This window comes from Kitasatospora sp. NPDC006697, assembly GCF_042869935.1.
Classification (GTDB): Bacteria; Actinomycetota; Actinomycetes; order Streptomycetales; family Streptomycetaceae; genus Kitasatospora.
In genome coordinates this window covers 35,916-48,985 of sequence record NZ_JBIAGU010000018.1, presented here as the reverse complement: position 1 = coordinate 48,985, position 13,070 = coordinate 35,916, and the positions used below count along the sequence as shown (strand labels likewise).

The following is a 13,070-nucleotide window of genomic DNA, read 5'->3' as shown; positions in this document are numbered from 1 at the left end:
CTCTCCCCATGCCCGTTCTCGAACCCAATCCCCAGAACAGCCACCGCAAGCTGCTGCAGATCCTCGGCATCTTCCTCGGCGTCGTGGTCCTGGTCTCGATCGTCGCCACCGTCGCCCAGTCGATGGGTTGATGGTCGAGAGCTGAGCCCGGCAGCGCGTTTTCTGCCAAGCTGAGCGCATGACCGAGCACGCCACGCCCCGCAGGATCATCGTTCTCCGCCACGCCAAGGCCGACTGGCCGAAGGTGGACGACCACGAGCGCCCGCTCGCCGAGCGGGGCCGGGCGGAGGCACCGGTCGCCGGGCAGTGGCTGGCCGACTCCGGGATCAACCCCGACTACGTGCTCTGCTCCACCTCGCTGCGCACCCGCGAGACCTGGAAGCTGGCCGCCCACGAGCTGCCCAAGCGCTCCCGCCGCACCGTCTTCGAGAAGCGGATCTACGACGCCACGGCGGGCGAGATCATCGAGGTCCTCAAGGAGACCCCCGAGGACGTGGCCGACCTGTTGCTGGTCGGCCACAATCCCGGCGTGCAGAACCTGGTCGAGGTGCTGGCCGGCGACGAGTCCCTCGGCGACGAGCTCACCCAGCTCCGCCAGCGCGGCTTCCCGACGGCGGGCATCGCGGTGCTGGCCTTCGACGGCGACTGGGCGGGCGTGGAGCCGGGGGTCGGGCGGCTGGTGTCGTACTACGCCCCGGCGGTGGACTGACCCGGGGTCAGATGGCGGTGAGGTCCACCTCGACCGGGAACGGCGCGGTGGCCTTCACCTGGCCGGTGAAGACCTCGGTGGCGCGGTAGGTCGAGGTCGCCGGGTCGAGCAGGTAGGTGAAGACCTCGGGCGCCGGGCCGTTGGCCTGCTCGACGCGCCAGTAGTACTTGATGCCCGCCCGGGCGTACTGAGCGGGCTTGGTGACGCGGTCGGTGGTCTCGGAGCCGGGAGAGACGACCTCGACGACGAGCAGGATGTGCTCGGGGCGGGTGGGCTCGATGTCGAGGGCGTCGGCGCGGAAGACGATGACGTCGGGGCGGCGGATGATCAGAGGAACATCCTGCAGCCTGACATCGAAGTCCATCCCCGCACGCCAGTCCGCGCCAGAGGCGGCCTTGAGCGCGTAGGTGAGCTCCTGTGCCACCAGGTTGTGACGCTTGGTAGCGCTGGGGCTCATGACGACCATCCCGTCCACGATCTCGATATCCGCACAGGCCTCTTCCGGCAGGGAGTCGTACTCCTCCGCCGTTATCGGCCGGTGCATCCAGTCGGGTGCGGGGCTGTGCGCACTGGGGGTCTCGGGGAGCTCAGCGGTCATCGGGCTACCTCCTCAGGGCCTCACCGCCGACGATAACGCGCGCCGGACCCCCGGTCCGGCACGCGTGGGGCAATCACTCTCCCGGGGTGCCGTGGATCTCGTCGGCGGCCTCGACCTCTTCGCGGGTGATGCCGAGGAGGTAGAGGACGGTGTCCAGGAAGGGCACGTTGACGGCGGTGTCGGCGGCCTCGCGGACGACCGGCTTGGCGTTGAAGGCGACGCCGAGGCCGGCGGTGTTGAGCATGTCGAGGTCGTTGGCGCCGTCGCCGATGGCGACGGTCTGGGCGAGCGGGACGCGGGCCTGGTCGGCGAAGCGGGTGAGCCAGCGGGCCTTGCCGGCGCGGTCGACGATCTCGCCGGTGACCCGGCCGGTGAACCGGCCGTCCTCGACCTCCAGGGTGTTGGCGGCCGCGAAGTCCAGGCCGAGCAGGTCGACCAGGTAGTCGGTGACCTGGGTGAAGCCGCCGGAGACGATGCCCACCTGGTAGCCGAGCCGCTGGAGCGTGCGGATCAGGGTGCGCGCCCCCGGGGTGAGCCGCACCTCGGTGCGGACCTTCTCCACCACCGAGGCGTCGAGGCCGGCCAGCAGGGCCACCCGGGCGCGCAGCGACTCGGCGAAGTCCAGCTCGCCGCGCATCGCCGCCGCCGTCACCTCGGCGACCTGCTGCTCGCAGCCCGCGTGGGCGGCGAAGAGCTCGATCACCTCGTCCTGGATCAGGGTGGAGTCCACGTCCATCACGACCAGGCGCTTGGCCCGGCGCTCCAGGCCGGCCGCGACCACCGCGATGTCCACCCGCTGGACCGCCGCCTCCCGGGCCAGCGAGGCGCGCAGCTCCTCGGTGGCCACGCCGGAGACGGCCAGCTCCACCGCGGTGACCGGGTACTTGGCGAGCCGGAAGACGCGGTCGATGTTGCCGCCCGCCTCGGTGATCCGGGCGGCCAGCGCCGCCACGGCCGCCGCGCTGAGCGGGTGGCCGAGCACCGTGACGTGGGAGCGGCCCTCGGCGCGGGGCCGGTTGTCACCGGTGCCGGAGATGATCTCGGCCTGGAGCCTGTGGTCCTCCGCCCAGCGGTGCACGGTGGCGCGCAGGCTGCCCTCGACGGCCTGGTCGCCGCCGGCCGGCGGGGTGACCAGGGCGCAGAGCGTTATCCGGCCACGGGTGACGAGCTGCTCGAAGTCGATGACGTCGACGCCGTACTCCGCCAGCGTGGCGAAGAGGCCGGTGGTGATGCCGGGACGGTCCTTGCCGAACACCTTGACCAGCAGGGTGCGCTCGTCGTCGGCGGTCCGGGGCTGCGGGGGTGTGGTGTTCATGGTGTGGACCACGCTACCCGGCCGGGACCGGGTGGCCAGGGCTCGTCCGGCCCGTGGACGTGCACCGTTCATCTCCGGGGCACCGCGCGTCACTGCGGGGCGGTGGGAACGTTGCCGCCAGGTCACAGTCGGCGGGGGTGACTTTTCGGCCTCCGGGCCGAGCTGGAATGATTACCCCCCGTCAGACGCGATATTCCTCACTCCCCACGCCGCCGCCGAATTCCGGCGGGGGCCGCAGGGGATGCCATCGGGGGACCGAGAGAGCGGGGCAGGCGGACAGTGCCGCAACTCGTAGTTGAGATCAACGGGCAGCACCGGACACTGGAGCCGGGCCGTTCCTACACCATCGGCCGGGATCCACAGGCGGACTTCCCGTTCGATGACGCAAGGGTGTCGTGGCGGCACGCCACCATCTCGTTCAACGGTGCCGCCTGGCAGCTGGAGGACCACGGCAGCACGAACGGCACCTGGGCGGCCGGCGCGCGCACCCAGCACGCGCAGCTGCTGCCGGGCACCGTGCTGAACCTGGGCAACGCGGAGAACGGGCCGCGGCTCGCCTTCTCCGCCCCGGCCGCCGCGCCGGTGGCGCAGCCGGTCGGCGGTCCGGTGGGCCAGCCCTACGGCCAGCCGTACCAGCCGCCGGCCGCCACCCCGCCGTACCAGCAGCAGGCCGGCACGCCGCCGTACCAGCCGCCGGTGGGCACCCCGCCGTACCAGCAGCAGGCCGCGCCGGTGCCGGTGCACGAGGCCGAGACCCACCGGCACGGCCCGGCGGCGCAGCAGGCCTTCCCGCAGCAGGCCGGGTACCCGCAGCAGCCGCAGCCGGTCCACCAGGACTTCGGCCACGGCGTCGGCGGCGGCCCGGTCGGCTACACCAGCGAGCGCAACCCGACCATGATCCGGAACCTGACCTCCGCGATGCGGGTCATCCGGATCGGCCGCGCGCTCGACAACGACATCGTGGTCTCCGACCTCCAGGTCTCCCGGCACCACGCCGAGCTGCGCCAGCTCGCCGACGGCCGCTACGAGATCGTGGACCTCGGCTCGCACAACGGCATCTACGTCAACGGCCAGCCGGCGCAGCGTCAGCTGCTCGGCCCGCAGGACCGGCTGACCGTCGGCCACTCCTCCTTCCAGCTGGTCGGCGACCAGCTGCAGGAGTTCATCGACAACGGCCCGGTCTCCTTCTCCGCGCACCACCTGACCGTCGAGGTGGAGCACAAGGGCGGCAAGAAGATCCTGCTCAACGACGTCAGCTTCGGCGTGCCGGAGAAGTCGCTGATCGCGGTGATCGGCCCCTCCGGCTCCGGCAAGTCCACCCTGCTGCGCGCGCTCACCGGCTACCGGCCGGCCGACCGCGGCGAGGTGCTGTACGACGGCCGCAACCTCTACAAGCAGTTCGCCGAGCTGCGCCAGCGGATCGGCCTGGTGCCGCAGTCGGAGATCCTGCACAAGGAGCTGACCGTCCGCACCGGCCTCAAGTACGCGGCCCGGCTGCGGTTCCCCGGCGACACCGAGCCGGCCGAGCGCGAGCGCCGGATCGACGAGGTGCTGTACGAGCTGCGCCTGGACAAGCGGGCCGAGAACCGGATCACCGCGCTCTCCGGCGGCCAGCAGAAGCGCGTCTCGGTCGCCCTGGAGCTGCTGACCAAGCCCTCGCTGATCTTCCTGGACGAGCCCACCTCGGGCCTGGACCCGGGCATGGACCGCGAGGTCATGCAGATGCTGCGCGGCCTGGCCGACGACGGCCGGACGATCCTGGTGGTCACCCACTCGGTGGCCGAACTGGCGATCTGCGACCGCCTGCTGGTGATGGCTCCGGGCGGCTCGGTGGCCTACTTCGGCCCGCCGGACGAGGCGCTGCACTTCTTCGGCTACGAGACCTGGGCGGACGTCTTCCAGGCCTTCGAGAACTACCCCGACCACGACTGGGCCGGCCGCTACAAGGGCTCGGTGCACTACCAGCAGTACTCCGCGGACGTGGCCTCGGTGAGCGTGCAGCAGGCGCCGGTCAACCAGCAGCCGGTGCTGCCGCCCAAGCCGCAGAGCTGGGGCTCCCAGCTGTACACGCTGATCCGCCGCTACCTCTCGGTGATCGCCTCCGACAAGGGCTTCATGGCGCTGTCGGTGGTGCTGCCCGCGGTGCTCGGCGTGGTCTCGATCGTGGTCCCGGCCACCTACGGCCTGCGGCCCAACCCCAACCCCCGCGGCACCAACAACGCGGCCGGCACCATCATGCTGGTGCTGGCGATCGGCGCCTGCTTCTCCGGGGCGGCCAACTCGGTCCGCGAGCTGATCAAGGAACGGGCGATCTACGAACGGGAACGGGCCACCGGGCTGTCCCGGAGCGCCTACCTGATGTCGAAGATCATCGTGCTCGGGTTCTTCAGCGTGCTGCAGGGCGCGATCATCGCGGCGGTCGGCTTCTCCACCCGCAAGCTGCCCACCTCGGGGCTGATCTTCTCCGGCGCGCCGGCCATCGAGATGGCGATCGGCATCATCCTGCTCTCCTTCGCCTCGATGATGTTCGGCCTGGTGATCTCGGCGCTGGTGAAGACGGCGGAGAAGACCATGCCGCTGCTGGTGATGTTCGCGATCATCCAGGTGGTCTTCACCGGCTGCCTCTTCGAGCTCTTCAACAAGGCCGGCCTGGCCCAGCTCGCCTGGCTGATGCCGGCCCGCTGGGGCGTCGGCGTGGTCGGCACCACGCTGGACCTCGGCCACATGATGGTGCTCGACCCGGCGCACCCGACCGACCATGACGGCCTGTGGACGCACAGCGCGCTGCAGTGGTCGATCGACGCCGGCATGCTGGTGCTGCTCTCGGTGGGCCTGGCCTTCCTGGTGCAGCGGCTGCTGCGCCGACACGAGCCGGAGGTCATGCAGAAGGGCTGACGCGGACTCAGTCCACACAGCTCGGCTGATGATGTGAAGGTTTGCGGGCGGTATCCCCTGAAGGGGGGTGCCGCCCGCAGTCATATCTCATAGATGAGATATCGTCTGGTCATGGCAGATGACTACCTCGTACGCATCGGCAAGCTCATCCGTGACGCCCGCAAGCACCGAGGCTGGACCCAGGCCGAACTCGGCACTGCCCTGGGGACCAGTCAGAGCGCGATCAACCGGATCGAGAACGGTGGGCAGAACATCAGCCTTGAGATGATCGCCCGGATCAGCGAGGCGCTGGACAGCGAGATCGTCTCCCTCGGCTACGGCGGCCCGATGCACCTGCGGGTGGTCGGCGGTCGGCGGCTCTCCGGCTCGATCGACGTCAAGACCAGCAAGAACGCCTGCGTCGCGCTGCTCTGCGCCTCCCTGCTCACCACCGGCCGCACCACGCTGCGCCGGGTGGCCCGGATCGAGGAGGTCTACCGGCTGCTGGAGGTGCTGAACAGCATCGGCGTGAAGACCCGCTGGATCAACGACGGCGCCGACCTGGAGATCACCCCGCCCGCCGAGCTGGACCTGGCCGCGATGGACCAGGAGGCGGCCCGCCGCACCCGCTCGGTGCTGATGTTCCTCGGCCCGCTGATGCACCGGGTGGACCGCTTCAAGCTGCCCTACGCCGGCGGCTGCGACCTCGGCACCCGCACCGTGGAGCCGCACATGGCGGCGCTGCGCCGGTTCGGCCTGGAGGTCACCGCCACCACCGGGCTCTACCACGCCGAGGTCGACCGGAGCGTGAGCCCCGAGCGTCCGATCGTGCTGACCGAGCGCGGCGACACCGTGACCGAGAACGCGCTGCTGGCCGCCGCCCGGCACGACGGCGTCTCGGTGATCCGCAACGCCAGCCCCAACTACATGGTCCAGGACCTCTGCTTCTTCCTGGAGAAGCTGGGCGTGCGGATCGACGGGATCGGCACCACCACGCTCACCGTGCACGGCCTGGCCGAGATCGACTGCGATGTGGACTACGCCCCCAGCGAGGACCCGGTGGAGGCGATGAGCCTGCTGGCCGCCGCCGTGGTCACCTCCTCGGAGCTGACGGTGCGCCGGGCGCCGGTGGAGTTCCTGGAGATCGAGCTGGCCGTGCTGGAGGAGATGGGCCTGGACTACGACCGGGGCCCGGAGTACACCGCCGACAACGGGCGGACCCGGCTGGTCGACCTGACGGTGCGTCCGTCCAAGCTGCGCTCGCCGATCGACAAGATCCACCCGATGCCGTTCCCCGGCATCAACATCGACAACGTGCCGTTCTTCGCGGCCATCGCCGCCAGTGCCCAGGGCTCCACGCTGATCCACGACTGGGTCTACGACAACCGGGCGATCTACCTGACCGAGCTGACCCGGCTCGGCGCCAACGTGCAGCTGATGGACCCGCACCGGGTGCTGGTGGAGGGCCCGACCCGGTGGCGGGCGGCCGAGATGATGTGCCCGCCGGCGCTGCGCCCGGCGGTGGTGGTGCTGCTGGCGATGCTGGCGGCCGAGGGGACCTCGGTGCTGCGCAACGTCTACGTGATCAACCGCGGGTACGAGGAGCTGGCGGCGCGGCTGAACGAGATCGGCGCGCAGATCGAGACGTTCCGCGACATCTGACGGGGCGTGCGGCGGTTCAGTTCCGGTCGGGGCGGTCCGGCAGCCGGTCGATGGCCGCCTCGATGCCGGCCAGGGCCATCTCCAGGCCCTGGTCGAACTGCCGGTTGCGGCCGGTTCGCATGCTCTCGCCGGTGTCGTGGCCGAGCAGTTCGTCGATCTCCGGGTGGTGCGGGTCGACGGCCGTCAGCAGGGTGCGGATCCGCTGGTAGAGCTCGTCGTCCCCGCTGCCGAGCAGCCGGGCCCGACGGCTCCACTGGGCCTCGGAGAGCGCGAAGGCGTAGGTGAACTGGAAGACCAGGGCCAGCGCGCCGGCCAACTCGTCGCCGGCCAGCCCGGTGCGGGTGAGGGCGTGCACGGCGCTGGTGGACATCAGCATCGCGTTGGGCCCGACGGAGAGGAACCGGCCGCCCAGCTCGGTGGCCCACGGGTGGGTCAGGTAGCAGCGGCGGAACTCGTGCGCCAGCACGTAGAGGTGGCGGCGCCAGTCGCCGTGGTCCTCCAGCGGCTGCACCCGGATCTCGCCGTAGACCGCGTCCAGGGCCAGCTCCAGCAGGGCGTCCTTGTTGTCGACGTACCAGTAGACCGACATCGGGGTGACCGACAGCTCGGCCGCCAGCTTGCGCATCGAGAAGGCCTCGACGCCCTCCGCGTCCAGCAGCCGGACCGCGGTCGCGACGATCCGGTCCCGGCTCAGCCCGGTCGGCGCCGAGCCCCGCCGCTTCTTCTTCGGCGGCGCGAGCCAGACGCTGACGGCGGGATCGCTGGGCTTCTCGGCCATGCCTGCTGCCTCTTGTCCTGTGGTGCACGGGTGTGGGGGCACGCCCGACCGCGGGGTCCGCGGACGGGCGTGCCGTTGCTGCGATGGTAGAGAAGAGGCTCCCTGACCTGCTGGTCAGCCCGCCTGCGCCAGCGGCTGGTCGGAGGGCGCGGGCGCGGCCGGCGGCGGGGTGCCGGCCGCCCGGCTGAGCAGCCAGGCCGCCAGCAGACCGCCCGCCAGCACCGCGACCGCGCCGATCAGCTGGCTGCTGGTCAGGCTGTCCGCGAAGGCCGACTTCACCTGCTGGGCGGCGTCCGGCCCGGCCGCGTGCAGCGCCTGCGGCAGCGAGCGGGCGTCCGAGGCGGGCAGTCCGGCCGGCAGCTTGCCGGTGAACCCGGCGGTGAGCACCGCACCCAGCACCGCGACGCCGAGCGAGTTGCCCAGCTCGCTGAGGGTGCCCATCAGGCCGGAGCCGATGCCCGCCTTCTCCGGCGGGATCGAGGACATGATGGAGCCCGCCATGGCCGGCTGGGCACAGGCCGCGCCGGCGCCGATCAGCACCAGCCCGAGCAGGATGCCCAGGTAGTCGCCGTGGCGCCCCAGTTCGGCGATGGCCGCGAGCCCGGCGGCCAGCAGGGTCAGGCCGACCGCGACGGCGACCGGCGGGCGCAGCTTGGCGGTGACCCGCATACCGGTGCCGGTCAGGTTGAGCAGCACCACGGTGACCGCCATCGGCGCGGTGCGCAGGCCGGCCTCCAGCGGGCCGTAGCCGAGCACGAACTGCAGGTGCTGGGTGAGCAGGAAGAGCGAGCCGCCCATGCCGAAGCTGACCAGCACGCCGCCGGAGACCGCGCCGCGGAACTTGCCGTTGCGGAAGAAGCCGAGGTCGAGCAGCGGGTGGGCGATCCGGCTCTCCCAGAACAGGAAGGCGACCAGGAAGACCAGGCCGGCCCCGCCGGCGAGCAGGGTGCGGGGAGCGCCCCAGCCCGCCTCCGGGCCCTGGATGATCGCGTAGACCACGCCGACCATGCCGCAGCTGGAGAGCAGCACGCCGAGCAGGTCCGGGGCGGCGCCCTGCGGGTCGCGGGACTCCGGCACCATCCGGGCGACCCCGATCAGGCCGAGCACCGCCACCGGCAGGTTGACCAGGAAGCAGGCGCCCCACCAGAAGTGCGCCAGCAGCACGCCGCCGATCACCGGGCCGAGCCCGAAGCCGAGCGAGGCCACCGCCGACCAGGCCATGATCGCCTTGGGCTGCTCGTCGGGCTCGAAGATCCGGACCACGATGGCCAGGCTGGTGGCCAGCAGGAAGCTGCCGCCGACGCCCATGCCGGCCCGGGCCGCGATCAGCTCGCCCGGGGTGCTCGCCAGGGTCGCGCCCAGCGAGCCGAGGCCGAAGAGGGACAGGCCGATCAGCTGCACCCGCTTGCGCCCGTAGCGGTCGGCCATGCCGCCGGCCGCGATCAGCAGGCCCGCCTGGGCGAGCGAGTAGGCGCCGACGGCCCACTGGATCTGCGAGGTGGTGGCGCCGAGGCCGGTGGCGAGGGAGGGCAGGGCGACGTTGAGGATGGTGTTGTCGAGCACCACGACCAGCTGGGCGAGGCAGATCACCGCGAGGATCAGCCAGCGGTCGGGGCGTCGGGCGGGTTGGGGTGCCGGTGCGGTGGGTGCTGTTGCCGGGATGGGTTCTGGCGCGTCAGACATGGTTCTGCCCCCGGGGTTTGCGGCATGGTGCGGCCTTGTACGGTGTAGAAGACTTCTACACCGTACAAGGGCGGGTGGGGGCGCGCCAGGGAATTCAGGCGGTCCGGTCCTCGGCGGCGGCGGGGAGGGCGGTGAGGTCGAGGCGCCAGTCGTTGCTGCGCATGAAGCGGCCCGGCGGGTACTCGAAGTCGGTCTCGCCGAGCAGGGTGAAGCCGGCCCGGCGGCAGACCGTGTTGGAGGCCTCGTTGGCCACGCTCGGGAAGGCGTGCAGCCAGCGGTGCCGCCTCGTGGCGGCCGCGGCCCGGGCGCCGGCGAGCGCGGCCCGGCCGGCGATGCGCAGGCCGCGGAACGGCGGGAGCACGTTCCAGCCCATCTCGAAGACCCGCTCGCCCTGCCAGTCGCGCGCGTGGTAGCCGACGCTGCCCACCGGTGTGTCGTCCTCGCCCGCCACCACGCGGAACATCTGCCCGGCGCCCGTGCGCGGGAAGTCGAGGTAGCGCTGATGGCGGATCAGCAGCGCCTCGGGGCTCTCCGGGCCGCCGACGTGACGGCGCATCTCCTCGGTGTTGATCAGCTGCAGGAGGGCGAGGTCGGTCTCGGCCCAGGGCTCGACCCGGATGGGAACGGGGGAGGCGGGGGAGGTGGGGGTGTGCATGGGGGGACCATAACCGCTGGGCGGTGCACGACTCACCCGGAAAACGGGGCAGCGCCCGCGCGGCGGGAGTCGTCAGAGATGACGGTGGGCCGGCTTCCGGGGGTTCACTTGATCGCCTGGCCGAGGGCGTGCGCGGGCCGGTGCCGTTCGGGCTCGGGGAGCGGTCCCCGGAGGTCGGCCGGGGTGACGGCGTCGCGGCGCTCCAGCCAGGCGCGCAGGCGGTCCGGGGAGGCCTTCGCGGTGCGGCTGGGGGACTCGTGCAGCAGGACGCGGGCGGGGCGCGGGGCGGCGGGGTCGGAGAAGTCGGCGGGGTGGACTTCCAGGACGGTGAACCGGGTGCCCGGGGCGAAGACGACCAGCGGTTCGTCGGCCGGCTCGCCGCAGGCGGTGGTCCGCCGGCCGGTGGTGGACCAGACGGCGAACTCCACCTCGGTGTCCGGCTCGGGCGCGAGGTCCAGGGCCGGCAGGGCGGTCACCGCGGCCGCCTCGGTGAACTCCGTGCCCGGGGTGTAGCGGTCCAGGTCGACCGGCCCGGCGGGGGCGGGGACCAGCACGGCGCCGTGGTGGCTGGGCAGCCGGCGCAGCCCGGCGGCGAGGCAGCGCAGGTAGGGCAGCAGGGGGTGCCGCTCGTCGCCGGAGCGGGCGGCCTCGGCGAGTTCGGCGCGGGTGGCGGGGAGCGGGGAGTCGTGGTGGTGGAGCAGGACGGCGACCAGGTCGGTGGTGGAGGGGGTGGTGGCGGTGGTGGCCGTGGTGCGGAGGGAGGGGAGGCGGGTGGCGAGCTGCTGGGCGCGGCTCGCCCAGCGGTGGTAGGCGGGGCCGAGGAGGGCTTGGAGGGCTTCCTGGTCGGAGAGGGGGGTGGCGGGGGGTTCGGGGGTGGGGGGTTCGGGGGTGGGGGGTTCCTCCGCGACGGGCGGGGGCGGCTCCTCCTGGGTGGCGGTCTCGACGGGTACCGGGGGTTCCACGGCGAAGGGGGTGGGCGGTTCCACCGGGGGGAGCGGGTCCACGGGGGTCGGGGGTTCCACGGTGGCAGTGGTGGGCACGGCGACGGGGGCGGGGATCGGCTGCTCCGGGGCGGGGACCGGGGTGGGCGCGGGCTCCGCCACCGCCACCTCGGCCTCCACCTCCGCCGTCGCGGCCTCCGCGTCCGCCACCGCCACCTCGGCCTCCACCTCCGCCGTCGCGGCCTCCGCGTCCGCCTCCGCCTGAGCGGCCGTCACCTGGGCCGTCGCCGTCAGCCAGTGCAGCTTGTACAGCCGCGCGCTGAACCGGGCCACCGCCTCCGTCTCCGGGTCCATCACCCCGTCGACCAGCAGCCCCAGCGCCTCGCCGCCGAGCGGCGGCAGCGCGGTGAGCAGCCCGCCCAGGTGGTCCCAGAGCTCCTCCGGCACTGGCTGCCCGGGGTGGCCCACGATCAGCACCGGGCGCGCCGGGTCCGGTTCGCGCCGCCGCGCCGCGGGCACCGGGCGGCTGGGCAGGTCCGCCGGCCGCAGCCAGATCCCGGCGGGCACCGCCTCCACGTGCCAGCCGGGGAACAGCTGGTGGACCGCCGGCCCGACCGGCGTCCAGGCGCCGGGGCGGGCCCGCCAGGCCGTCGGGGTGACGGTGCGTGAGGTCGGTGAGGCGGCCAGCTCGGTGAGGCAGGGCTCCCAGACGGGGTTGGCGGCGGCGTCGAGCACGAGGGCGGAGTCGCCGGAGGCGGTGCGCAGCGGCAGGCCGACAGCCAGGTGCACCTCGCGCTCCAGGGTGGCGCAGAGCACGGTGGCGAGGCCGGTGAGCCGTGCCGGGGTGGCCCAGGGCGCGCTGAGCAGGAGCCGGTCGGGGAGCGGCTGGGCGCCGGCGGCGGCGCCGGCGAGCAGGGCGCCGACCAGGGCGGCCAGTTGCTCGGCGGTGGGGAGGGCGGGGTCGCCGGGGAGGCCGAGCACCAGCAGCAGGCTGTGCGGGGCGCCGGCCGCGGCGTCGAGGACGGCCGGCGGCGGGCCGGGCGGGGCGGTGGTGACCCAGTAGCCGCCCACCAGGGGGGTGACGGTGGGCATGGGGATGGCCGGCACCGCGGGGGCGGGGGTCGGCACGGTGGGCGCCTCGGAGAGCTGGGCGGCGGGGACGGTGGGCGCCTCCGAGAGCAGCGAGGCGGCGGCCGCGGGGGCGACGGGGACGCTCCCGGCCCCGACCCGCATCGACACCGGCGCCGGTGAGCTGGCCACCACCCGGGCCGGCCCGATCGGGGGATCGACGGGCGGATCGACGGGGAGGACGGGCTGCGCGGGCACCGCGGCCCGGGGCGGCCGCGCGGCGGGTGGTGCCGGCCAGCGCTCGCCCAGGCGTTCGGCCGGCCGGGCGGCGTGGCAGCGCCACCAGGACCCGTCGGCGGTGCGCAGCGAGCCGTCGGGGTCGATGGTGACCGCGGAGTCGGGGGCGATCACCGCGAGGCCGGCCAGCTCCGCCAACTGCTCGGCGGGGCGGCGGCCGCGGGCGCCGGGAGCGGCGAGGCCGGAGGCGGCGATCACCAGGGCTTCGGCCCCGCGGTTGTCGGCGGCCTGGGCGAGATCGGCGAGCCGGCCGCGCAGCACGGGCGCGGCGTCCGTGGCGGCGGCGAGGACGAGGAGCGCCCCGGGCACCCGGTCCAGTGGGGCGAGGGCGGCGGCCAGCCCCTGAGCCTCGGCGCCGGGCGGGGCGATCACGAAGTGCGGGCCCAGCTCGCGAAGGGTGGAGCGGGTGGCGGCCGGGACACTCGCCGAGGACATCGCCCGGCCTCCGTTCTGCTGAGCGTGCGGCACCGGGGTCGGCCGGCACCGCGAC

At 73.3% G+C, this 13,070-nt stretch carries 10 protein-coding genes; 4 read left to right on the top strand and 6 right to left on the bottom strand.

Going from position 1 to position 13,070, the window contains the following annotated elements; all coding sequences use genetic code 11:
* Positions 1-8 precede the first annotated feature (8 nt).
* Positions 9-131, top strand: a complete 123-nt coding sequence (locus ACFYNO_RS24090; protein WP_388016019.1) for an SGM_5486 family transporter-associated protein — start codon at positions 9-11, stop codon at positions 129-131.
* A 47-nt stretch (positions 132-178) separates the two neighbouring features.
* Entirely contained in the window at positions 179-709 is a 531-nt protein-coding gene (locus ACFYNO_RS24085) for a SixA phosphatase family protein (RefSeq protein ID WP_388016016.1), read from the top strand.
* Positions 710-716: 7 nt separating this feature from the next.
* Here the strand turns inward: ACFYNO_RS24085 and ACFYNO_RS24080 are convergent, their stop codons facing one another.
* Positions 717-1,307 (bottom strand): Uma2 family endonuclease, encoded by a 591-nt coding sequence (locus ACFYNO_RS24080; protein ID WP_388016013.1) that lies wholly within the window; start codon positions 1,305-1,307, stop codon positions 717-719.
* A 73-nt stretch (positions 1,308-1,380) separates the two neighbouring features.
* Positions 1,381-2,622: a phosphoserine phosphatase SerB gene (gene serB, locus ACFYNO_RS24075; RefSeq protein ID WP_388016010.1), complete on the bottom strand. Its 1,242-nt coding sequence runs from the start codon at positions 2,620-2,622 to the stop codon at positions 1,381-1,383.
* A gap of 279 nt (positions 2,623-2,901) precedes the next feature.
* On the opposite strand from serB, the gene ACFYNO_RS24070 reads away from it, so the two are divergent.
* Positions 2,902-5,517 (top strand): FHA domain-containing protein, encoded by a 2,616-nt coding sequence (locus tag ACFYNO_RS24070; protein WP_388016007.1) that lies wholly within the window; start codon positions 2,902-2,904, stop codon positions 5,515-5,517.
* Positions 5,518-5,628: 111 nt separating this feature from the next.
* Positions 5,629-7,158: a helix-turn-helix domain-containing protein gene (locus ACFYNO_RS24065; RefSeq protein ID WP_388016004.1), complete on the top strand. Its 1,530-nt coding sequence runs from the start codon at positions 5,629-5,631 to the stop codon at positions 7,156-7,158.
* 16 nt (positions 7,159-7,174) lie between these two features.
* Here ACFYNO_RS24065 and ACFYNO_RS24060 read toward each other — a convergent pair whose 3' ends face one another.
* From ACFYNO_RS24060 to ACFYNO_RS24045, 4 genes are all read right to left on the bottom strand, one after another.
* Positions 7,175-7,936, bottom strand: coding sequence for a TetR/AcrR family transcriptional regulator (locus ACFYNO_RS24060; RefSeq protein WP_388016001.1), 762 nt, complete (start codon positions 7,934-7,936; stop codon positions 7,175-7,177).
* Positions 7,937-8,050: 114 nt separating this feature from the next.
* Positions 8,051-9,619: an MFS transporter gene (locus ACFYNO_RS24055; RefSeq protein WP_388015998.1), complete on the bottom strand. Its 1,569-nt coding sequence runs from the start codon at positions 9,617-9,619 to the stop codon at positions 8,051-8,053.
* A gap of 94 nt (positions 9,620-9,713) precedes the next feature.
* The gene (locus ACFYNO_RS24050; RefSeq protein ID WP_388015995.1) at positions 9,714-10,274 is read right to left on the bottom strand and encodes a GNAT family N-acetyltransferase; all 561 of its coding nucleotides are present in this window, start codon (positions 10,272-10,274) and stop codon (positions 9,714-9,716) included.
* 104 nt (positions 10,275-10,378) lie between these two features.
* The gene (locus ACFYNO_RS24045; protein ID WP_388015992.1) at positions 10,379-13,015 is read right to left on the bottom strand and encodes a hypothetical protein; all 2,637 of its coding nucleotides are present in this window, start codon (positions 13,013-13,015) and stop codon (positions 10,379-10,381) included.
* Positions 13,016-13,070 lie beyond the last annotated feature (55 nt).